Genomic DNA, 23,215 nt, shown 5'->3' with positions numbered 1-23,215 from the left:
CGGTAGCGCCTCTTGCAGATCTCCCACCTTGAGGGGGAGATGCCCGGCAGGGCAGAGGGGGGTGAGCCCGACGCGCCTCGGTTCGCTCTCAATGGACAACATCCAAAAGCATTTCCGCCTCCCCCGCCGGCGAGAAGAACAGCTGCCCGCTCAAAACCCAATCACCCCAGATATTTCCTGAAAAACTCCACCGTCCGCCCCCAGGCGAGATCAGCAGCCGCCTTGTCATAGCGCGCCGAAGACGTGTCATTGTTAAAGGCATGGTTGACGCCGTCATAGACGAAAATCTCGAAGGTCTTGCCGTTTTCCTCCAGCGCCTTCTTGTAAGCATCGATGCCGGCATTGATGCGCTCGTCGAGACCGGCATAATGCAAAAGCAGCGGTGCCTTTATGGCCGGCACATCGGCCGCCGGGACCTGCTGACCGTAATAGGCGACGCCGGCATTCAGACCTTCCGACTTGGTGGCGAAACGGTTGACCAGCCCGCCGCCCCAGCAGAAACCGATGGCGCCGACCTTGCCATTCGCCCCTTGCCTTGCCGCAAGCCAGACCCGTCCCGCTTCGGCATTGGCGACAGTTGCATCCATGTCGAGACCACTGAACATCTGCCGCGCCTTCTCCTCATCAGCGGGCGTACCACCCTGCGGCGAGAGGAAATCGACCGCAAGCGCCCGAAATCCGGCGAGCGCCACGCGTCTGGCCACATCACGGATATGGTCGTTGAGGCCGCGGTTCTCGTGAATGACAATGACGGAACCGATGGGGCCGGACGCCGATTTCGGCGTGACGAGATAACCCTTCATCTCGCCGCCGGGCGCCGGATAGGTCACGTCTTCCGCAACAATGCCAGCATCGTCAGGCGCGACGATGGCGGCGCGGGCGCTGTTGGCGGAAAGAAGGGGCGCAATTGCCGCCGCCGCCGCGCCGGAGCCGGCCAGCACGGTGAGCTTTTCCATGAATTTGCGGCGATCAAGGCTGAGATGGGTATACTCATCATAAGCGTCGATCATGGCCTGCGTAATCTTGGGCTTGTCCATCGCTGTATCCTCCTTGGACGCACGGATGCGGGAGGATAACGCAGATCTAAGGGCGGGGAATAAGGCAGTCGGAAGGGGCGCCACACATTTGCGTGAGCGCCGCTTCCGGATTTTCACATCAGGCGGCGAGGTCCACGACGATACGGCCGTCGATCTTGCCCTCTTCCATGCGGTGGAAGATATCGTTGATGTTTTCGAGCTTGTCCCACGAGAAGTGAGCCGCCACCTTGCCTTCGCCGGCGAAGGTCAGCGCCTCCTCCAGATCCTGTCGTGTGCCGACGATGGAGCCGCGCACCGTGATGCGCTTCAGCACCGTGTCGAATACCGGAATGGAGATGAAGCCCGGCGGCAGGCCGACAAGCGCCATGGTGCCCTTGGAGCGCAGGAAGCCATAGGCCTGCTCCATGGCCTTCGGCGATACCGCGGTCACCAGCGCACCATGGACACCGCCGGTCGCCTTCTGCACCTGCTCCACCGCGTCAGGCGCACGGCCGTTGACGACGACATCGGCGCCGAGTTTTTTGGCAAGCGCCAGCTTGTCATCGAAGATATCGGCGGCAACAACATGCATGCCCATGGCCTTGGCATATTGCACGGCCATATGGCCAAGCCCGCCAATGCCCGAGATGACCACCCATTCACCGGGCCTGACTTCGGTTTCCTTCAGACCCTTGTAGACGGTGACGCCGGCGCAAAGGACAGGTGCGGCCGGGCCGAAATCGAGATTATCCGGCAGGCGGCCGACGAATTTCGGATCGGCGAGGCCATATTCGGCGAAGCTGCCGTTGACGGAATAACCGGAATTCTTCTGGCTCGGGCATAGCGTTTCCCAGCCCGTGCGGCAGGGGATGCAGCATCCGCAGGCGGTATAAAGCCAGGGCGTGCCGGCGCGATCACCTTCCTTGATGCCCGTGACGCCAGCGCCGATCTTTGCGACATAACCGACACCTTCGTGGCCGGGGATGAAAGGCGGGTTGGGTTTGACCGGCCAGTCGCCGGTCGCGGCGTGCAGGTCGGTGTGGCAAATGCCCGTCGCCTTGTAGTTGATGAGAATTTCACCGGGGCCGGGATCCGGTATCGCCACTTCCTCGATGGTCAGCGGTTTTCCAAATGCGCGGACGACTGCCGCTTTCATTGTCTTAGCCATGACATACTCCCTAATCTCTGCTCGCCTGAAATCCTCGACGGCGAGGCAGAGATTAACGGGGATGGGGCGTCATGGAATTGACCCATCGCAAATCGCACCATTTTGCAGGCCGGGATTGTCTCACTTATGAAGCAACCTCACGGTGCTGATTTACTCCAGCGCCAACCATATGGCGAGCCATCCCCACAGGCAGACGACCAGCGCAAAACCAATACCAAACAATGCGCCGCGCTGACGCAGGCGGTTGCTGGTGACGTGGACATAGGAATGCGCATAACGCGAAAGCACAAAAAGCCATGCCAGGACAACGGTCACGATATTGTCCGCATCCGTGATGTAGAGCAGCAGGCAGGCAATGTGGAACAGGACCGGCACTTCGAACTGGTTGGCGATGTTGCGGTTCACCAGACGGCTTTCGCGTGCCTCCTCGCCGTGATCCCGGAGGCGGATCGCCGATTCGCGATCCTTGAATGCATATTTGTTGCGCCGAACGATCAGAAGCGCGTAAAGCCAGAAGACCAGAACGACATGGGCGATCATCGGCCAGAACATTGCGGTCGTGGGTGACATGCTTTTCTCCAATCATGAAAACGCTCCCCGATCCGGCATGAATCGGGGAGCGCCAAATAACTAGCCTATCTTTTTACGGATTCGGCTCGAAAGATCAAACCGCGCCGGGGTAGTTCGGGCTTTCGCGGGTGATTGTCACGTCATGGGCGTGGCTTTCGCGCAGGCCAGCGCTGGAAATGCGCACGAAAGTGGCGCGTTCCTGGAACTCCTTGATGTTGCTGCCGCCAACATAACCCATGGCAGCCTTCAGTCCGCCGGCCAGCTGGTGCAGAACGCCGGAGACCGGGCCCTTATAGGGAACCTGGCCTTCAATGCCTTCAGGCACGAGCTTCAGTGTGTCGCGCACTTCAGCCTGGAAATAACGGTCGGCAGAACCACGCGCCATGGCGCCAACGGAGCCCATGCCGCGATAGGCCTTGAAGGACCGGCCCTGATACAGGAATACTTCGCCCGGGCTTTCATCCGTGCCGGCAAGCAGCGACCCGATCATGACGGCCGAGGCGCCGGCGGCGATCGCCTTGGCCAGATCGCCCGAAAACTTGATGCCGCCATCGGCGATGACGGGTATATCAGCCGCGTTGGCGACTTCAACCGACGACATGATCGCCGCAAGCTGCGGCACGCCGACGCCGGCGACGATGCGGGTGGTGCAGATGGAGCCCGGGCCGATACCGACCTTGACGGCGTCCGCGCCGGCATCGATCAGAGCCTTGGTGCCGTCGGCAGTGGCGACATTACCGGCGATGATGCGAACCGAGTTCGACATCTTCTTGACCTGAGAGACGGCATCCAGCACGCGCTGCGAATGGCCGTGCGCGGTATCGACAACCAGAAGGTCGACGCCGGCATCTATGAGGCGCTCGGCGCGCTCGATGGCGTCAGCACCAACGCTGATGGCGGCAGCGGCGCGAAGGCGGCCCTGCGCATCCTTGGTGGCATTGGGGTTCAGCTGCGACTTCTCAATGTCCTTGACGGTGATGAGGCCGACGCAATTACCCTTGGCGTCCACCACGAGCAGCTTTTCAATGCGGTGCTTGTGCAAGAGGCGGCGTGCTTCCTGCTGATCGACGCTGCTTTCCTTGACCGTGACCAGATTTTCGCGGGTCATCAGTTCGTAGATTTTCTGCTGCGGATCGGAGGCGAAGCGGACGTCGCGATTGGTCAGGATGCCAACGAGGCGGCCGTTCTTGTGGCCGCCGGAACCGCCGTTTTCAACCACCGGAATACCCGAAATGCCATGCGCCTTCATCAACGCCTGTGCTTCTGCAAGCGTCGCATCCGGGCCGATGGTGACGGGGTTGACGACCATGCCGCTTTCGAACTTCTTCACCTGCCGGACTTCTTCGGCCTGTTCGATGGGGGTCAGGTTGCGGTGGATGACGCCGATGCCGCCGGCCTGGGCCATGGCGATCGCGAGGCGACCTTCGGTGACCGTATCCATGGCGGAGGAGAGGATAGGCAGGTTGAGATCGATATCGCGGGCGATGCGGGTGGCGATATTCGTCTGTCCCGGCATGACTTCGGAATGTCCGGGCTGCAGCAACACATCGTCAAATGTGAGAGCGTCCAAACCAGTGGGTGTTTGAATGATGCGTGCCATGACCAAATTCCTTCATACTGAAAATGCGTGGCCGCTCCGGAACGAAAAGTTCACCCCGGCGCCGTGCAAGGATTGCTTGGAAGTTGGCGAGGGCTGGTAACACGTTCATGACAGGAAGGGAATAGAAAAAACCCGGAATCGGCTTCCGGGCTTTTCCTGTTGCTGCATTGCAGCAGATATCAGATATCGAACTGGTAAGATTTCGGCACGAAACGATAACCCGTATCCAGCTTTTCTGCGTAACCGACAGACGGGAAAGGCATATGGTAGCCGAGGAAGGGCAGCCGGTCGGCGGCAATCATGTCGAAGACCTTCTTGCGGGTCGCAGCGGCTGCCGTCTTGTCCATGTCGAACTTAACTTCCCAGTCAGGTCTCTGCAGCGACAGGACGAAATGATTGGCCGTATCCGCCGTCAGGATCAGCTGCTTGCCTTCCGATTCGACACGGAAAATCATGTGCCCCGGCGAATGGCCGAAGGCTGCTATGCCTGTGATACCAGACACCACATCTTGACCGTCGCCGATGAAGGTCGCCTTTTCGGCCAGCGGCTTCACGTTGGCGAGAACACCCTTGTGACCGCCCTCTGCCGGCGTGCCGACGCGCTTTTCATCCGTCCAGAAATCATATTCCGTCTGGCCGAAAACATAACGTGCCTTGGAAAAGGCCGGTGCGCCCTTCTCCATCAGGCCGCCGATATGGTCGCCATGCATGTGGGTCAGCACCACCACTGTCACATCTTCAGGTGCGTAACCGGCGGCTGCCATGCCCTCGATCAGGCGACCATTGCCCGCACCGCGCCCGGCCTCACCGAAACCGGTGTCGAACAGCACGAGGTCGGACCCTGTATTGACGAGGACGGGGGAGAAGGAATTGACGAACTGGTCCGTCGGCAGAAAATTGTCTTCCAGCAATTTACCGACCGTCTCGGCCGACTGGTCTGTGCCGAAGGTCTCGCCGGGATCGGGGGCCGCGCGCGCGCCATCCTTCACCACCAGCACTTCGAAATTACCGAGCTTGAAGCGGTTGGTTTCGGGCGGCATGGCGTGCTCTATCTCCATCGAGGTCTGCGGCTGGTTGGTCTGGGCATTTGCGCTGCGCGCCATCAAAAACGGCGCGCCGAGAACGCTTGCGCCGGCCGCACCGATCAGGCCGCGTCTGCTCATGTTCAAGGATTGGGTCATCATCTTGTCTCCGATATCGCCAACTGGCCGTGATTGCCAACTGAACTCACCCAACGGACAATAGAGCGAGAAAGTTGCAAGGAAACCGGCCTCACGCAGGTTTGATCGGAACATCAGAAATTGGTAATTAACGTGTTGGCAAGCCCGCCTATCAGGCGTAGGACGGACGGCGATATCCCTTGTCGCAGCGGAAAGCCGCAGGCAGCCTCATGAACCGCATCATTCCCCTCATCCTGGCAGTCGCTCTCTTTATGGAGCAGATGGACTCCACCGTCATCGCCACCTCGCTTCCGGCAATTGCCGCAGACCTTCATGTCGGCCCGATTACGCTCAAGCTGGCTTTAACGGCCTACATGGTGGCTCTGGCGATTTTCATTCCCATCAGCGGCTGGATGGCCGACAAATACGGCGCGAAGAAAATCTTCCGTTTCGCCATTGGCGTCTTCGTCGTGGGGTCGATCTGCTGCGCGGTCTCGTCTTCGGTGTTCGAATTCGTACTCTCGCGTTTCCTGCAGGGTATGGGCGGAGCGATGATGACACCCGTGGGCCGCCTTGTGCTTTTGCGCACGACGAAGCGCAGCGAACTCGTCTCCGCCATGGCGCTGCTGACAATACCGGGGCTCGTGGGGCCGCTGACCGGTCCACCCATCGGCGGTTTCATCACCACCTATTTTTCATGGCACTGGATCTTCCTGATCAATGTGCCGATCGGCATCATCGGCATCTGGCTTTCGACGATCTTCCTGCCGGAAATCGAAACCACCAACCCGCCGCCAATGGACGGAAAGGGTTTCGTGCTATCCGGCATCGCCGCCTCCGGCGTGGTGTTCGGCCTCTCCGTCGTCAGCCTGCCTGCACTCCCGCCAGCCATCGGCATCGCGTCGACCATCATCGGTTTCATCTGCGGTTTTCTTTATATGCGCCACGCTGCGCACCACCCCGCCCCCATTCTGGACTTTCGAATTTTCCAGAACGCGACCTTCCGGGCCGCCTCCGTCGGCGGCACCATCTTCCGCATCTCCACGGGCGCCATTCCCTTCCTGATGCCGCTGATGCTGCAGATCGGTTTCGGATTGAACCCGTTCCAGTCGGGCATGATAACTTTCGCCGGCGCCATCGGGGCGATCACCACCAAGTTCATGGCCAAGCGGGTGTTTGCGGCGACCGGATTTCGCTCGACGCTGATCGGCGCGGGCATCGTCGGCGCGTTCACGACGCTCGCCAACAGTTTCTTCACGTCTGAAACGCCATACCCGTTGATCATGATCTTTCTTGTGACGGCCGGATTTGCCCGGTCCTTCTTCTTTACCGGATCGAACGCGCTCAGCTATTCCGATATCGAGGACAGTCAGGCGAGCCAGGCAACGTCCATGGCCTCCGTGCTGCAACAAATCAGCCTGGCGCTCGGCGTTGCATTCGCTGCCTCCATTCTGGAAGTCAGCAGCATGATGTCGGGCACGCATCTGCAGCTCGCCGATTTCCACATCGCCTTCACCATCGTCGCGCTCGTATCGCTCTTCGCCATCGTGCCGATCATCCGCATGGACGCACAGGCGGGTGCGGCCGTTTCCGGCCACCGCGGCAAGGTCTCGCAACCGGCGGAGTAATCAGTCTTTCGAGGCCTCTTCGGCTTCGGATGCATCCGCCGCCTCGGTCTTGCGGCCCTTGAAGTGTTTGGCAAGCAGGAACATTTCCACCGATTCCGAGCGTGACGACGCCGGCTTGATGTGGAGAACCTGCTTGAAGTTCTTCTTCAGCATATCCAGCAGCTGCTTTTCCGTGCCGCCCTGGAAGGTCTTGGCAAGGAAATGGCCACCTTCCGCAAGCACCTGAACGGCAAAATCGGCCGCGACTTCGCACAGATGCATGGTGCGGATGTGGTCGGTTTTCTGGTGCCCGGTGGTGGGTGCTGCCATGTCCGACAAAACAAGATCGGGCGTGCCACCAACGGCCTCCATCAGCTTTTCCGGCGCGCTCGGGTCGAGGAAGTCGAGCTGCAGAATTTTCACGCCGGGAATGGGATCGATCTCGAGGAAATCGATCGCTGCAACGCGGATATCGTCCTCGGTCGAATCCGTCACCTTGGCGGCGATCTGCGACCAGCTTCCGGGGGCGGCGCCAAGGTCGATGATGCGGTTTGCCCCTTTCAAGATCTGGTGCTTGTCGTTGATTTCCAACAGCTTGAAGGCGGCGCGGGCGCGATAACCTTCCAGCTTGGCACGCTGCACATAGGGGTCATTGATATGACGTTCGAGCCAGCGGCGCGACGAGGCCTTGAGCTTGGTCTTCTTGACCTTCTGGCCGATCTTGCGGCCGGTGCGATTGGTGCTTGTTGGCGCCTTGCTCATGTCAAACCTTCCGTCCTGTCCTGCCGTACCATCTGCATGCGCCTTATGCGGTTGCGCCGCCATGCGCCGTCATCCGCCATCATATCCGTCAGCAGGCCTTCGCGCAGACCGCGATCCGCCACGCGCATTCGGCGCGCCGGCCAGCGGCGGCGAATGGCCTCGAGAATCGCGCAGCCGGCGAGAACCAGATCGGCCCGGTCAGGCCCGATGCAGGCATTGGCGGCGCGGCCGGCGAAATCCCATGCCAGCAACTTGTCCTGCATCGCCGTCACCTCGGCATCGGAAAGCCAGAGACCATCCACCTTGCGGCGATCATATCGCGGCAGATCGAGATGAACGCCCGCGAGCGTCGTCACCGTGCCTGATGTGCCGATGAGGTGAAAATCCTCGTGATGCGTTTGCGGCGCGAGCGGCGGGCAATGGAAGGCGTCGAGCAGGCCTTCGACTTCCCGCACCATCGCAGCAAAAACGTCAGGCGTCACGTCACGGCCGCCATGGCGCTCGGAAAGAGTAACAACGCCGACGGGCAGCGAGGTCCAGTGGGTGATGTGGTTGGCAAGCCGGTTCGAGCGGTTCTCCCCGACCTTGATGACGGCGATCTCCGACGATCCGCCGCCGATATCGAACAGCACGACGGAACGCGCTTCACGGCCGACGAGGGAGGCGCAGCCCGAAACCGCAAGGCGGGCTTCCGTCTCGCGGCTGATGATTTCGAGTTTAAGCCCCGTTTCCCGCGTAACACGCGCCAGAAATTCCTCGCCATTCGAAGCAGCGCGGCAAGCCTCGGTGGCGATGAGCCGCATGCGCCGGATCGGGCGGCCGGAGAGTTTTGCGGCGCAGACCTTGAGTGCTTCAACCGCGCGGTCCATCGCATCATCGGAAAGCCGGCCGCTCGATACCAGCCCTTCACCCAGCCGCACGATGCGCGAAAACGCATCGACCACCCGGAACTGGCCGGGCCGCGTCGGCTGCGCAATCAGCAGGCGGCAATTGTTGGTGCCGAGATCAAGCGCGGCATACATATCCGCCGGCGCGTCCGGGCCATGCTCGTGCTGCCGCCCTGGGTGACGGGCTGATGTTTCCGATTGCTGCCGGTGCTGGTCCTGCGCGGAGCCGCCGGCGCGACCGTTCTGCTTGCCGACGTGTTTCGGTGCATGGCTGGGGACAAGCGGGCGGCCCTGCGGATCACGTCCACGCGGATCGCGATGCCCGCGTTTGCGGTTACGCGACTTACGCCCGCCACCGGGTGGTACGGAGGATGGATTGGCCGGGTCAATTGCAGCTGAAGCCTGCACCTGCACAGGGGAAGCCGCAGATGCCGGCTGAGACGCACCTTTGCCTCGAGAACGCCTGCGACGTTTTCTCTTGCGCGGCTCGGCATCCGGCTCGAGCGCCGATACATAGGAGGAACCGGCCGGAACATCCGCGGCAACATCATGCAACAACACAGAGGCGTCACGGGGCTTACCGTCACGCTTGTGTTTCTTGCCACGACGGGAACGCTTCGCTTTCCCATTGTTTGCCACCGACGCCCCTTGTTCCGACGGCTTTGGGCCGTTTCCGGGGTCGATCACTGTCTTGTCCATTTCGCCGCGCACAAGCGTAGACGCTATGCTGCAGGCTTTCATAAGGTTTCGTTGGGCAGACAATACCAGCGCAAGAGATTTTAGCCAAATGGTTTTTGCCGGACTGAAACCGCAGGGCCCCTAACACGACCCGCGCGCCGTGTGACCGCAAAGATTATTTTCCGGGAAAACGTGATATCTGACCAGCGGTGGAATAGACTTTCCCCTCTCCCGGTAAGTCCTTGTGACATATAAACTTACTGGGAGAGGGGAATGGTACGGTTGAGTGGGGTCGAACCACCGACCTCAGGTGCCACAAACCTGCGCTCTAACCAACTGAGCTACAACCGCACATCAAACGCCAAAGCGGCGCCACGGGGGGTCACATAAAAGGTGTTTTTCCCATTTGCAAGTCCCTATCCGAATTTTGCGAAAAAAGGCAGCGAAAGGCAAGCGCTTTTCCAGCGCGGGCTGACACCGGAAAGCCGGCATTGAGGCTGTTGATGTTAACTCTATTTGGCGATTCATAAGCCGGGCGGTGGACCCGGCGACCCTGTGAAGTTATTTAAAATTCTGTTAACGTGATGCCTCGGCGGGTTTACGTTTCGGTTTCATGAGGAAGCCGGGAGCCCGCAAGGTCCGGTAGTGCCAGAATAGGTTTCGACATGCCCGCCGTCCAGTATCCCTTTATCGATATCGCAGTGCATGAACGGGTGCGTGAAGGTTTCGGGCGCGGTGAAGCGATGGCTTTGTTCTCGCTTGATCTTGGACATGTTCTATGGGCCAATGGACGCGGCGCTGCCCTGTTTGGCACGCCGATGGTTTATGACTTCCTGGAACAGGGACCGAAGCGGCAGGACGTGACGTTCCGCCAACTGGCGGCCACGGCGGCGCGGCTTTCAAAGACCGGCGACAGCCTGCCTTTCACGATCCGCATCACCTCCGGTTTCCGCAGCATTGCCGCGACTGCGCGCGCGGAGATCATTGAGGCCGAGCCCGGCCAAACCGCGATACTCTTTTCTGCCCGCGCCGATCAGGCCGAGCCCGACACGGCGGAATGCGCCCGGCGCATGATCGAAGGCTTCGGCGACCCCGATATCCATATGGCAGTCACCGATGGCGACAACCGGATCGTTGCCGCCTCGCCCGGCTTCTCTACACTCGGCATCACCCCGCATACGGCCAGAACACTGGTTGGAATGGCGGCGCGCCAATCGGGGCATCTCGTCAAACGCCCGGTACCCACCGGAAAGGGTTATCTGCCCGCAGCCGCCGGCCAAATCACCACCACGCCCGAACTCAACCTGATCTTCGTGGTCGAAACCGCACTGGGCACACTCGACCCCGATGGTTTTGCCGAGGACAAGCCGCAGGACGTCCCGGTCGCCGAGCCTGCGTCGCCGGTTGCAGAGACGGCGCCTGTTGTCGCAACGGCTGCCTCTTTCGACGCCGTTCTCGATGCTGTCGCAGACATCGAAGAGGTGGAAGACCCGCAGGAGCAGCCGTCCGACGCGGAGGAAGAAGCGGTATCCGGACAGGATGAAGACAGGCTTCTGCCCTTTGCGGAAGAGAAGCAGGAGGCCCCCGCGGCGCTTTTCACGCAGGACGCCGATGCGGCTGCGGACGTGGCGATGACTGACGACATTGCCGATCTTTTTGAACTGGATGAGGATGAGGCGGAGGCACCCTTCACCAAGAAGACGGACGACGAACCCGCCGAAGAGGCTCTCGATGCGGAGAGTTTCGTCGCAAAGGACGAGGTAACCGAAACCGCGGCATCCCCGGTTGCGCCACCGGCGGACGAGGATGCTGCAATCGAGACCGAAGCAGTCGAACAGGCCCAGCCTTTTGCCTTCAACGCCGGCGCCCGCGCATCCCGTTTCGTCTGGAAAATCGACGCTGAAGGACGGTTCAGCTCCATCTCTCATGAATTTGCCGAGGCCGTGGGTGCCAGGGCGGCTGCGGTGGAGGGCATGGGCTTTGCCGACGTTGCGGCCCTGTTCAATCTCGATCCCGACGGAAAGATCCGTGAGCTTCTCGGCCGCCGCGACACGTGGTCGGGCAAGACAATCCATTGGCCGGTGGAAGGCACATCGCTGATGGTGCCGATCGATCTCGCCGCCCTGCCTACCTATACCCGCTCGCGGGAATTTGACGGTTTTCGCGGTTTCGGGATCGTGCGTCTGGCCGACGCCACAGAGGACCCGCACGCCATCGGCCTTACCTTCTTGAAGGGCGAAGAGTCTGATCCGGCGGAGGTTTCTCCGGAGCCAACCGTCGACAGCACGAGCCATGAATTGCTGGCCTTCATCGATGAGGATGACGATGCGGAGGACACTCCCGGATCGGCTACTGACGATGAAATCCCGGCCGCGGAGGTCGGAGCGGCAGACGATGCAGCGGACGACGTTTCGACCGACGAACAGCATCATGATTATACCCCGCCCGAATTCGAAGCCCCGGCAACTGCACCGGAACCGTCTTCCTCCGACAAGATCGTTCGTCTGGAAGAGCGCCGTTCGCGCTCCCGCGAAGGCCTGACCGCCGGTGAGCAGGCCGCCTTCCGCGAGATCGGCCGCGCCCTGGCGCCAGCGGATACTGCTTTCGAAGACGGCCGGGAAACGGATGCGGAAACCGTTTCCATCGATTTGGACACGCATGATATCCAACAGGACGTGGATGCGGATGCGCCTGACAGCGCACCTTCCGAGACTGACCTCAAGGCCACGGCGCCAGCGCAGGACGACGATCTTTTTGCCGACTATGTTCGGGGTGAACAGCCTGCGGCCGTCAGCGAACCCGTAGCGGAAAGCGGTTCGGACGAAATGCAGCAGCAGGCCATCGCCGAAGAGCGGCCGGTTGCCGAAGTCGCGGCAGCAATGGTCAGTCCTGTACCTCGCCCCGCCGACGCGCTGACGGCCGAGACGCTGGACCAGATGCCCGTTGCCCTTCTCGTGCATGCCGGCGACAGGCTGATCCACGCCAATCCGGATTTCCTGCGGCTGACGGGCTATGACTCTCTCGCCGAACTCGAAGAAGTGGGTGGGCTGGAAGCCCTGCTGCAGAGGCAGGAGCTCGAAGACATGCCTGACAATGAAGGGGGCATGGTGGTTGTCAGCGCCGAAAACGATATCATTCCTGTCAGAGCGCGGCTGCAATCCATCCGCTGGGAAGAGACGAAGGCGCTGATGCTTTCTCTCGTTCCGCTGGAAGAAAAGGCAGCGCCGGTTGCCGCCGCCAATGAAAACACCGCGGCGCAGAGCGCGCAAGCCGGCAGCATCTCCCTGCTTCAGGGCGAAGTCGAGGAACTGCACTCCATTCTTGAAACGGCCACTGACGGCGTGGTGCTTTTGGGCGACGAAGGCGAAATCCGCTCCCTCAACCGCTCGGCCAGCGCGCTGTTCAACTATGACAATGGCGAAATTGCCGGCAAGCCTTTCGTCACGCTCTTTGCCCATGAGAGCCAGCGCGCCGTGCTGGACTATCTCTCCGGCCTCGCCAATAACGGTGTTGCGAGCGTGCTGAACGATGGCCGCGAAGTGATCGGCCGCGAAGCATCCGGCGGTTTCCTGCCGCTGTTCATGACCATCGGGCGGCTCAAATCCTCACATGGCTATTGCGCCGTAATCCGCGACATCACCCAGTGGAAGCGCACCGAAGAAGAACTGCGCAACGCCAAGCGCGCGGCGGAAACCGCCAATGCCCACAAGACCGACTTCCTGGCGCGCGTCAGCCACGAAATCCGCACGCCGCTCAACGCCATCATCGGCTTTGCGGACATGATGGCGACTGAACGTTTCGGGCCGATCGGCCATCCGCGTTATGTGGAATACGCCAATGATATCGGCCGTTCCGGCCGGCATGTGCTCGATATCGTCAACGATCTCCTCGATATATCCAAGATCGAGGCGGGGCAGATGGATGTCGACTTCATCGCCGTCCCGCTCAACGAAACGGTAGCCGAAGCGGTCTCGCTGGTGCAGCCGCAGGCAAACAACCAGCGCGTCATCATCCGCACGGCGCTTGCGCAATCCGTGCCGCAGATCGTCGCCGACCTGCGATCGATCAAGCAGATCGTGCTGAACATCCTGTCGAACGCCATTCGCTTCACCCCGTCAGGCGGGCAGATCGTTGTATCCACTGCCTATGAGGCCAATGGCAGCGTGTCGCTTCGCATCCGCGACACCGGTATCGGCATGACGCGGGCGGAACTGGAACAGGCGATGAAGCCGTTCCGGCAGGTGGCTTCTTCCGGCAAACGTGTACGCGGTGACGGCACCGGGCTCGGCCTGCCGTTGACCAAGGCCATGGTGGACGCCAACCGGGCGAATTTCTCCATCACCTCGACACCCAACGAAGGCACGCTGGTGGAAATCACCTTTCCGTCACAGCGGGTCCTTGCCAACTGAGGTCATGCGGGCGTAGCAATGCGAAAGCCGCCGGCTGGAGAACCAGCCGGTCAAGGCCTATGCAGGACAGCAGGCTCGCATGCCCATGACGGTTCCCCTTCCCGCGACAAAACGCGTTTCTCTATTGCCGATTGCGGCCATCATTGTTTCGGCCATCGCCGCCATGCCCGTTCTGGCGATCTTCTGGCTGGCGCTGACCGGCAGCACGGAGGGGTGGCGACATCTTCTCGTCAACGTCCTGCCGCGAGCCGGATTTCGTACGTTCATGCTGCTCGGAGCAACGGCAGCGACGACCGCTTTCTTCGGCATTGTCTGCGCCTGGCTTGTCACCACGTTCGAGTTTCCGTTGCGGCGGCTGCTGTCGGCGGCGCTCGTCCTGCCGCTCGCCATTCCATCTTATCTCGCCGCTTATGCGTTCGGTGAGTTTCTCGACTTTACCGGGCCCGTGCAGAGCTTATTGCGTGCTGCTTTCGGCTATCACAGCATACGCGACTACTGGTTTCCCGATATCCGTTCCCTCGGCGGTGCGGTCATCGTCCTGAGCTCGGTGCTCTATCCCTATGTCTATCTCTCGGCCCGTGCCGCCTTTTCCATGCAGGGGCGTTTTGCAGCCGAAGCCGCACGCACGCTCGGCGCAAAGCCTCTCGACGTGTTCTTCTCCGTACAATTGCCGATGGCGCGACCGGCGATTGCCATCGGGCTTTCTCTGGTCTTGATGGAGACCCTCAACGATATCGGCGCGGTCGAATATCTCGGCGTACAAACGCTGACCTTCACCATTTACGAGACCTGGCTCAACCGCGGCAATCTCGCCAATGCAACGCAGATCGCCGCCGTCATCCTCATCATCGTCGGCGCGCTCATCGTAATCGAACGCAACGCCCGGGAAAAACAGCGCTTCGGTGCACCCAAGGCGACAAACATGACGCAGCGCCATCGGTTGAAGTCGCTGACCGGCTGGCGGCGCGGTGCGGCAACTGTTTTCTGCTTCCTGCCCGTGACGAGTGGCTTTCTCATTCCCGTCATCGTGCTGGGTGGTTACGCGGCCAAGCGGTTCGATGCGCTGCTTGCGCCGAAACTTCTCAAGGCACTCGGGCACAGCCTCGAAGTTTCCTTTGCCGCGGCCCTGGTCACGCTGGTTGCGGCTTTCGTCTTTTCATACGCCATCCGCACGGGGCGGTCACGAACATCGAAGTTTGCCGCCCGCTTCGGCTCCATGGGATATGGGGTGCCGGGAACGGTGCTCGCCATCGGCGTGCTCATTCCACTCGCGGCTCTCGACAACGGGGTGGACGGGTTCTTCCGTACTCATTTCGGGTTTTCCACCGGCCTGCTGCTCTCCGGCACGGCCTTTGCCATCATCTATGCGCACGCCGTGCGTTTCATGACCATGGCGGAAGGCACGCTGGATGCCGGTTTCCAGAAGCTTTCGCCGCATATCGACATGGCTTCACGAACGCTTGGGCGGAACCGGGCGCAGACGCTGTTCAGGGTGCTGTTGCCCAATATGCGGCCCGCGGCGTTGACCGCTTTCCTTTTGGTCCTGATCGAGTCCATGAAGGAGTTGCCGGCAACCATCCTGCTGAGACCCTTCGGCTTCAATACGCTTGCCACGCTTGTTTACGAGAATGCCTCACGCTCCAAGGTGCAGGATGCCGCCGTACCGGCGATCATCATCATCATCGCCGGGCTTGTCCCCGTCCTTCTCGTTTCCAGGTCGATGGATCATCCTGAAAACCGATGAACGTCCCGCCAATGAGACAAAAAAAGAAAGGCGGCCTTGCGGCCGCCTGTAAGGTGTGCTTTTCAACGAGAGAAAGGGGGACAATCTCGCCAGATGGAAATTATCAATCCCGGCCATCAGTCATATGACGACCCTGCGTTGGGTTTACTTTCCGCCAACTCCCATTAACAAGCAGTTAAAACCAAAATCGATCAATCACCGACGAAAATTCCTATTCTGGAACCGTAAAGCCCCGAAACTAAATTACAGGTTTCTGATTTTATTGGCGTTTCAACAGTAACGCGAAAAAATCGTAGAATTCTCTCCGGTCAGTTTCGCGCCGCGGCGTGTTCATCGCGCATCCGCTGCAACTCCGTGCGCTTCGAGGCGATTGAGGCGACGATGACGCCGACGGTCACAAGCCCGATCAGGATGGTGCAGATGGCATTGATTTCCGGGGTCACGCCGAGGCGAACCTGCGAATAGATCTTGATCGGCAGCGTCGTCGCACCCGGTCCGGTGGCGAAGCTGGCAATGACGAGATCATCGAGCGACAGGGTAAAGGCCAGCATCCAGCCGGCAATAACGGCGGGAAAGATCAGCGGCAGGGTGATACGGAAGAAGGTCTTGACCGGTGGGCAGCCAAGATCAAGCGCGGCTTCCTCGAGACTTCGATCAAAAGTCAAAAGACGCGACTGCACCACAATCGCCACATAACACATGGTAAAGGTGGTGTGCGCAATGACCACCGTCCAGAAACCGCGATCCACGCCGACGGCCACGAAGAGCAGCAGCAGCGACAGGCCGGTAATCACCTCCGGCATAACGAGCGGGGCATAGATCATGCCGGAAAACAGCACCCGGCCCGGAAAACGCGCAAAGCGCGTCAACGACAGCGCCGCGAGTGTCCCGAGGATGGTGCCGATGGTGGCGCTGAGGATACCCACGCGCAACGTCACCCAGGCGGCATCCATCAACCCTTCATTCGACCACATGGACCTGTACCATTGCAGCGAGAAGCCGCCCCAGACGGTGACAAGCTTGGAAGCATTGAAGGAATAAACGATCAGGATGATGATCGGGATATAAAGAAAGGCAAAACCGAGTGTGAGGACGGTGATGTCAAATTTTCCGCGCTTCATGGCCTCACCCCACCTTCTTTTGCTGGTTCTGGAAGATGGCGATGGGCACGACCAGCAACAGCAGAAGCAGCACGGCAACGGCTGATGCCAGCGGCCAGTCGCGGTTGCCGAAGAATTCCGTCCAGAGCGTCTTGCCGATCATTAGCGTCTGTGCGCCGCCGAGGAGATCGGGGATGACGAATTCACCTGTTATCGGGATGAAGCAGATCATCGAGCCGGCCACGACACCCGGCAGGGAGAGCGGGAACGTAATCTTCCAGAAGGCTTTCCAAGGCGGGCAACCCAGATCGGCGGCCGCTTCCAGCAGCGTATTGTCCAGCTTTTCCAGCGCGGAATAAAGCGGCAGTACCATGAAGGGCAAGTAGGAATAAACGATACCGATGAAGATCGCGGTTTCGGTGCGGAAGATGTTGACCTGCTGGTCCGGCCCGAGCAATCCGAGCCACTGGAACAGCACCGTCAGCAGGCCTTCCGGCTTCAGAATCCCGATCCAGGCGTAAACGCGGATCAGGAACGAAGTCCAGAAAGGCAGGATCACCAGCATAACCAGCGTCGGCCGCACGGAAGACGGCGCGCGGGCCATGGCCAGCGCCATGGGATAACCGATCAGCAAAAGCAGGAAGGTGGAAATGAAGGCGATGCGCAACGACGATAGATAGGCGTCGATGTATAGCGGGTCTTCCGTCAGGAAGAGGTAATTTTCGAAATCCAGCTGCGAAAAGAAATCACCGAGCCTCGAGAAGCCTTCGAAGACAGGGGTATAGGGCGGCATGGAGATCGCCGTATCCGACAGCGAGATTTTGAAGATGATGAAAAAGGGGGCTGCAAAAAACAGCAGCAGCCAGAAATAGGGAACCGCGACGACCAGCCAGCGCCAGGGGCTTTGCCGGTTTTCGGGAGTGGTGATCGCCATCGAAGCCTCCCTCAGCGCGTCAGGACGAGGCCGGAGTCCGGCTTCCAGTTCAGCCACACCATATCGCCGAAGGTAATCGGGCGATCCACTAGACGCGAGACATTTGCCTGTGCGGCGCGTATGACGCGGCCATCGGCAAGCTTGACAATGAAGACCGAGAAGTCGCCCAGATAGCCGATATCCCATACCTCGCCATAGGCGGAGTTGATGCTGCTATCGGCAGGCTGATCGAGCGAGATGCGCACCTTCTCCGGCCGGATGGCGAAAGCCACCTGGCTACCGGCGGCAGCGGCGCATTCCTGCTCAACCGCCACCTTCAGCCCGTCGCAATCCAGTGTCACGAGGCCGGGCCTGCCGATATCGGAAGCATTGGCGACGACATTGGCGTCGAAAATATTGATGTCACCGATAAAATCGGCCACGTAGCGGCTGTTCGGCGCTTCATATATCTCGGCGGGCGTCGCCACCTGCACGACAATGCCCTTGTCCATGACGGCGATGCGGTCCGACACCGTCATCGCCTCTTCCTGATCGTGGGTGACGATGAGGAAGGTGAGACCGAGATTGGTCTGGATATCCATCAGTTCGAATTGCGTTTCCTCACGCAGCTTCTTGTCGAGCGCGCCGAGCGGCTCATCGAGGAGAAGCACCTTCGGCCGCTTGGCAAGCGATCGGGCAAGCGCCACGCGCTGCCGCTGCCCGCCGGAAAGCTGGCTCGGCTTGCGTTTGGCGAATTCCGTGAGCTTGACGAGGCGCAGCATTTCCTCGACGCGGGCGACGATATCCGCCTTGGGCAGGCCATCCTGCTCCAGACCGAAAGCGACGTTCTTTTCTACCGACATGTGCGGGAAAAGCGCATAGGACTGGAACATCATATTGGTCGGGCGCTTGTAGGGCGGCACGCCGGAAATATCCTTGCCCTGCAGCAGGATACGGCCCTCGGTCGGCTCCTCGAAACCAGCCAGCATGCGCATCAGCGTGGTCTTGCCGCAGCCCGACGGACCAAGCAGCGAGAAGAACTCACGCTCGTAAATATCGAGCGTCAGATTGTTGACGGCGACGAAATCGCCAAAACGTTTGGTGACGTTTTCAAAGCGGATGAAGGGCACCGCATCGGGATTGTCCCAGGGGCTAAATTTGCGTTTGACCGGCCCTAGAGTTTTCGCCATTCACCCTACCCTCAAATCCCGTTGGTCTGTCGATCGATGCTTCGGGGCGGGCAATACCGGCAGGTAACGGACCTGCCGGCAAAGGATCAGAGGAACAGGCCCGCCGGCCGTTCCTCAACCAGCGGGCGGAGGTGTCAGCTGCCGGTCTTTATCTGCGTCCAGACGCGGTTCAGCACGCGCTGTTCCTTCGGTCCGTAAGGCGAGATCGTGAAGAGCTTCTTCAGCGTCTCGGCATCGGGATAGACTGCCGGGTTCTTGGCGACAGACTCATCCATCAGCGCCTGCGAAGCAAGGTTGCCATTGGCGTACTGAACGTAGTTCGACGCCTTGGCAATGACTTCCGGCCGCATCAGATAGTTGATGAAGGCGTGCGCTTCTTCGACATTCTTGGCATCCGCCGGGATGGCAAGGTTGTCGAACCACATGTAGGTGCCTTCCTTCGGGATGACGTAATTCACCTCGACGCCATTTTTGGCTTCCTCGGCGCGGCTCTTCGCCTGGAGGATGTCGCCCGACCAGCCGATGGTGATGCAGCTGTCGCCATTCGCCAGTTCATCGATATAGGCGGAGGAGTTGAAGGTCTTCACATAGGGGCGGATCTTCATGTAGACATCGCCGCCCGCCTCGAGATCGGCGGTTTCTTTGCTGTCCGGGTTCTTGCCGAGATAATTCATGGCAATGGCGAAGGTCTCGTCCGACGCATCGAGAATATTGATGCCGCAGGATTTCAGCTTTTCAGCATTTTCCGGCTTGAACAGAATATCCCAGCTATCGACCGGAACATCGCCCAGCGCAGCCTTCACCTTGGCGACGTTATAACCGATGCCGGTGGTGCCCCACATGTAGTTCACGGCATATTCGTTGCCGGGGTCGTATTTCGCCAGACGCTCGGAAACCTCGGGCCACATGTTTTTCAGATTCGGCAACTTGGACTTGTCAAGTTTCTGGAACACGCCGGCATTGATCTGGCGGGCGAGAAAGGGGCCGGTGGGCACGACGACATCATATCCGGAGCTGCCGGCCAGCAGCTTGGTTTCCACAAGTTCATTGCTGTCGAAAACGTCATAGACGACCTTGATGCCGGTTTCCTTGGTGAAATCGGCGAGGATCGATTCGTCGATATAATCCGACCAGTTATAGACGTGGACGACCTTTTCCTGGGCCATTGCCGAGCCTGCTGCAACGAGCGCGGTGGTGAGAGCCAAGGTCAGGCGGAGAGAACGGTTTTTCATGATGTCTCCTGTTAACGCATCCTCACGACGGGAGCGTGATCCCCTTTTTTCGGAGAGACTAGAAAGGAAAACAGAAGGGAGCAAGGGGGAAATGTGCAGCACAGCATTTTCAACCAAATGTGTTCCGGTCGCAAAAAAGCGAATGAAAACACCTACTGGAAGTCGAAAACACTGAGGCCGGTGACCATTTCATCCAGCCCCAGCGGCCGCGTGAGCGGCGCTTCCGCCCGCGAAAGACAGCCCTGTCTTTCGCACAGCCGGCACGAAGGACCGACGGCGACGGGCGCAGCGCCCGAAGCGGCCGGGCCATAGACGGTCTCTGCCGCCTGAGCGAAATCGCAGCCCAGAAGCACCGCCGTTCGCCGCACCCTCTCGCCGAAACCAGCCTGCGGACCTTCCAGCGTGCGCGACACCGTGAGGAAAGCATCCCCGTCGGGCATCTCGACCGCTTCCACGAGCACTTGTCCCGGCTGGGCGAAAGCCGCATGAATATTGAGACGCGGACAGAGGCCGCCAAAACGCGCCCTTGGAAAACCGCCGGCCCCCGCAAGGCGAAAACGGTTACCGGCATTGTCGATTTCCATCAGGAAAAACGGGATCGCCGCGGCTGTCGGCCGCTGCAGGCTGACAAGGCGATTGGCCGCCTGTTCGAACGATACGTTGAAACGCGACCGCAAGACTTCGAGATCGTACTTCGCCCGCTGGGCGGCGCCGAGGAATGCGCCATAGGGCATCATCAACGCATGAGCGGCGTAACGCGCCAGTTCGAAGCGGGCAATGCGTCTCGCCTCTTCCCCTTTCAGGCCAAGCCCTTCAAGCTCCGTACCGATTTCTTCGCGCAGCGCCAGAAGGCAGGTCTCCATCGCCATTTCCCTCAGCTGATCCGGCTGCGACAGGCGCTCGGATAAAAAAAGCCGCATGGAATGCCGGTCGTAACGTCGCCGGAGGTTCGGCATAGCGTGAACCGGCAGGGTGCGGACAACGATGCCGTGGTTTTTCTGGAGCCATGCGCGAACGCCGGAGGCGAGATCATCGCCCGTCGACAAATGTTTGTGGAGGTCTTCCGCAGCCGCATCGATGGAATGGAAGTAGGCCGGGCGGTTTTCAAAGACGTGTCGCACCTCGTCGATCGGCAGGCGAGTGGAGGAAAGCATCGTTTCATGACCCTCCCGCGCCAGAAGATCGGAGAGATCGGAGAGGCGCTGCGCCTGTTCCCGGTAAGCCCGGTATAGCTTGAGAACACCACTTGCCGCATTGGGCGCGGCATCGGCGACCTCAATCAGTTCCTGCGGCGACGGCACTTCGCCGACCAGCAGCGGATCGGCGAAGACCTCGCGCAGCTGCCCGGCGGAACCGGCGCTTTCGCCCTGCAGGTCATCCAGATCGACCTTGTACACAGAGGCGAGCTTCAAAAGCAGCTGCACCGTCAGCGGCCGCTGGTTGCGCTCGATGAGATTGAGATAGGACGGCGAAATCGCCAGCGCCTCGGCCATGGCCGTCTGCGTCAGCGCGAGACCGTTGCGAATGCGGCGCACGCGCGGGCCCGCAAAAATCTTGTTTTCCGACACAGCCTTTCCCCTCCACCCCCGTCAACACATACAATTCCATTACAAAATCGACGGATCATACTCCTTTACAAAATTTACATTTTTACAGCGTCACTCTGTCATGCACACTACAGGATAACCTCTTTCAAGTCACTGTTTTTATGTTTGTTCTGGCGATCAAATCTCGAAAAATGTAAATGTAGTCACATCAAACGGCGCCATATGATGTTCAAGACGGCCCGCTACGAAAACCGCATTTATCATGGGAGAGAGAAGTATGACGGATTTTTACAAACTTGTTCCGGGCGCACCGCAGGGACGTTTCGACGGCATCGAGCGCACCTATACCGCCGCCGACGTGGAGCGGCTGCGCGGCTCCGTCGAAATCCGCCATTCGCTGGCCGAAATGGGTGCGAACCGGCTGTGGAAGCTGATCAACGAGGAGAATTTCGTCAATGCGCTGGGTGCGCTCTCGGGCAACCAGGCCATGCAGATGGTTCGCGCCGGGCTGAAGGCGATTTATCTCTCGGGATGGCAGGTTGCAGCGGATGCGAACACGGCCTCGGCCATGTATCCGGACCAGTCGCTCTATCCCGCCAATGCAGCGCCGGAGCTGGCCAAGCGCATAAACCGCACCCTGCAACGCGCCGACCAGATCGAGACCGCGGAGGGCAAGGGCCTTTCTGTCGACACCTGGTTCGCGCCGATCGTTGCCGATGCGGAGGCCGGTTTCGGCGGGCCGCTCAACGCCTTCGAGATCATGAAGGCCTTCATCGAGGCAGGTGCAGCAGGTGTTCACTATGAGGATCAGCTGGCATCGGAAAAGAAGTGCGGCCATCTCGGCGGCAAGGTTCTGATCCCGACGGCGGCGCACATCCGCAACCTGACGGCAGCGCGGCTTGCGGCCGACGTCATGGGTGTACCAACGCTGGTCATCGCCCGCACGGACGCGGAGGCCGCCAAGCTTCTGACCTCTGACATCGACGAGCGCGACCGTCCCTTCGTGGATTACGATGCCGGGCGCACCGTTGAGGGCTTTTATCAGGTCAAGAACGGTCTGGAGCCCTGCATTGCCCGCGCGGTGGCTTATGCGCCCTATTGCGACCTGATCTGGTGCGAAACATCAAAGCCGGATCTGGAACAGGCGCGCAGGTTTGCGGAAGGCGTGCACAAGGTGCATCCGGGCAAGAAGCTCGCCTACAATTGCTCGCCGTCGTTCAACTGGAAAAAGAACCTCGACGACGCGACGATTGCGAAGTTCCAGCGCGAGCTAGGCGCGATGGGCTACAAGTTCCAGTTCATCACGCTCGCTGGCTTCCACCAGCTCAACTACGGCATGTTCGAACTGGCGCGCGGCTACAGGGACCGGCAGATGGCGGCTTATTCCGAGCTTCAGGAGGCGGAATTCGCAGCAGAGGCCAATGGTTACACCGCCACCAAGCACCAGCGCGAAGTCGGCACCGGCTATTTCGACGCCGTGTCTCTGGCGATCTCTGGCGGCACGTCGTCCACCACGGCCATGAAGGAATCCACCGAGCACGACCAGTTCCGCCCGGCGGCCGAATAAATCAAGAAAACCGCCCTTCCCCATCGCGGGAAGGGCTTGCAAAGCAGATCAAAAACCCCTGACAA

The 23,215-nt window shown here is 60.1% G+C and carries 16 protein-coding genes and 1 tRNA gene; 4 read left to right on the top strand and 13 right to left on the bottom strand.

Features of this window, described 5'->3' with window-relative positions:
• Positions 1 to 161: 161 nt before the first annotated feature.
• The 5 genes from AGR2A_RS04410 to AGR2A_RS04385 all read right to left on the bottom strand — a co-directional run bounded on the left by AGR2A_RS04410 (position 162) and on the right by AGR2A_RS04385 (position 5,535).
• Positions 162 to 1,037, bottom strand: a complete 876-nt coding sequence (locus AGR2A_RS04410; RefSeq protein WP_072493994.1) for a dienelactone hydrolase family protein — start codon at positions 1,035 to 1,037, stop codon at positions 162 to 164.
• A gap of 118 nt (positions 1,038 to 1,155) precedes the next feature.
• Positions 1,156 to 2,184: an alcohol dehydrogenase AdhP gene (adhP, locus tag AGR2A_RS04405; protein ID WP_004440101.1), complete on the bottom strand. Its 1,029-nt coding sequence runs from the start codon at positions 2,182 to 2,184 to the stop codon at positions 1,156 to 1,158.
• A 150-nt stretch (positions 2,185 to 2,334) separates the two neighbouring features.
• Entirely contained in the window at positions 2,335 to 2,736 is a 402-nt protein-coding gene (locus AGR2A_RS04400; RefSeq protein ID WP_034496309.1) for an MAPEG family protein, read from the bottom strand.
• Positions 2,737 to 2,848: 112 nt separating this feature from the next.
• Complete coding sequence (gene guaB / locus AGR2A_RS04395; RefSeq protein WP_037090860.1) at positions 2,849 to 4,354, bottom strand: IMP dehydrogenase; 1,506 nt, start codon at positions 4,352 to 4,354, stop codon at positions 2,849 to 2,851.
• 179 nt (positions 4,355 to 4,533) lie between these two features.
• Positions 4,534 to 5,535 (bottom strand): MBL fold metallo-hydrolase, encoded by a 1,002-nt coding sequence (locus tag AGR2A_RS04385; RefSeq protein ID WP_072494865.1) that lies wholly within the window; start codon positions 5,533 to 5,535, stop codon positions 4,534 to 4,536.
• A 209-nt stretch (positions 5,536 to 5,744) separates the two neighbouring features.
• Between AGR2A_RS04385 and AGR2A_RS04380 the strand changes: the two genes are divergently transcribed.
• Positions 5,745 to 7,142: an MDR family MFS transporter gene (locus AGR2A_RS04380; RefSeq protein WP_072493993.1), complete on the top strand. Its 1,398-nt coding sequence runs from the start codon at positions 5,745 to 5,747 to the stop codon at positions 7,140 to 7,142.
• Here the strand turns inward: AGR2A_RS04380 and AGR2A_RS04375 are convergent, their stop codons facing one another.
• The 3 genes from AGR2A_RS04375 to AGR2A_RS04365 all read right to left on the bottom strand — a co-directional run bounded on the left by AGR2A_RS04375 (position 7,143) and on the right by AGR2A_RS04365 (position 9,799).
• A complete protein-coding gene (locus tag AGR2A_RS04375) occupies positions 7,143 to 7,883 on the bottom strand; it encodes an RlmE family RNA methyltransferase (protein ID WP_072493992.1) in 741 nt (246 codons plus the stop codon).
• On the bottom strand, positions 7,880 to 9,511 hold the full coding sequence (locus AGR2A_RS04370) for a Ppx/GppA phosphatase family protein (RefSeq protein WP_072493991.1): 1,632 nt from the start codon (positions 9,509 to 9,511) through the stop codon (positions 7,880 to 7,882). Before AGR2A_RS04370 ends, AGR2A_RS04375 begins: the two co-directional genes overlap by 4 nt.
• Positions 9,512 to 9,722: 211 nt before the next feature.
• Positions 9,723 to 9,799, bottom strand: a tRNA-His gene (locus AGR2A_RS04365).
• Positions 9,800 to 10,113: 314 nt separating this feature from the next.
• Between AGR2A_RS04365 and AGR2A_RS04360 the strand changes: the two genes are divergently transcribed.
• Entirely contained in the window at positions 10,114 to 13,857 is a 3,744-nt protein-coding gene (locus tag AGR2A_RS04360; RefSeq protein ID WP_072493990.1) for an ATP-binding protein, read from the top strand.
• Between the two features lie 79 nt (positions 13,858 to 13,936).
• Positions 13,937 to 15,601 (top strand): ABC transporter permease, encoded by a 1,665-nt coding sequence (locus tag AGR2A_RS04355; protein ID WP_167378173.1) that lies wholly within the window; start codon positions 13,937 to 13,939, stop codon positions 15,599 to 15,601.
• Positions 15,602 to 15,909: 308 nt separating this feature from the next.
• Here AGR2A_RS04355 and AGR2A_RS04350 read toward each other — a convergent pair whose 3' ends face one another.
• The 5 genes from AGR2A_RS04350 to AGR2A_RS04330 all read right to left on the bottom strand — a co-directional run bounded on the left by AGR2A_RS04350 (position 15,910) and on the right by AGR2A_RS04330 (position 21,604).
• Positions 15,910 to 16,722, bottom strand: coding sequence for an ABC transporter permease (locus AGR2A_RS04350; protein ID WP_004440083.1), 813 nt, complete (start codon positions 16,720 to 16,722; stop codon positions 15,910 to 15,912).
• Positions 16,723 to 16,726: 4 nt separating this feature from the next.
• A complete protein-coding gene (locus AGR2A_RS04345) occupies positions 16,727 to 17,635 on the bottom strand; it encodes an ABC transporter permease subunit (RefSeq protein WP_004440081.1) in 909 nt (302 codons plus the stop codon).
• Positions 17,636 to 17,646: 11 nt separating this feature from the next.
• Positions 17,647 to 18,804, bottom strand: coding sequence for an ABC transporter ATP-binding protein (locus tag AGR2A_RS04340; RefSeq protein ID WP_022555646.1), 1,158 nt, complete (start codon positions 18,802 to 18,804; stop codon positions 17,647 to 17,649).
• Between the two features lie 134 nt (positions 18,805 to 18,938).
• Positions 18,939 to 20,036 carry a polyamine ABC transporter substrate-binding protein gene (locus tag AGR2A_RS04335; RefSeq protein ID WP_004432613.1) on the bottom strand — a complete coding sequence of 366 codons (1,098 nt, stop codon included), beginning with the start codon at positions 20,034 to 20,036 and terminating at the stop codon, positions 18,939 to 18,941.
• A gap of 152 nt (positions 20,037 to 20,188) precedes the next feature.
• On the bottom strand, positions 20,189 to 21,604 hold the full coding sequence (locus AGR2A_RS04330) for a helix-turn-helix domain-containing protein (protein ID WP_006698166.1): 1,416 nt from the start codon (positions 21,602 to 21,604) through the stop codon (positions 20,189 to 20,191).
• 256 nt (positions 21,605 to 21,860) lie between these two features.
• Here AGR2A_RS04330 and aceA point away from each other — a divergent pair, with 256 nt between their 5' ends.
• Complete coding sequence (gene aceA, locus AGR2A_RS04325; RefSeq protein ID WP_004440074.1) at positions 21,861 to 23,150, top strand: isocitrate lyase; 1,290 nt, start codon at positions 21,861 to 21,863, stop codon at positions 23,148 to 23,150.
• Positions 23,151 to 23,215: the final 65 nt, after the last annotated feature.

It is taken from the genome of Agrobacterium genomosp. 2 str. CFBP 5494, from assembly GCF_900013495.1.
GTDB classification, from domain to species: Bacteria; Pseudomonadota; Alphaproteobacteria; order Rhizobiales; family Rhizobiaceae; genus Agrobacterium; species Agrobacterium pusense.
The sequence above is the reverse complement of the archived record's forward strand: the minus strand, read 5'-3'. Positions and strand labels throughout refer to the sequence as shown.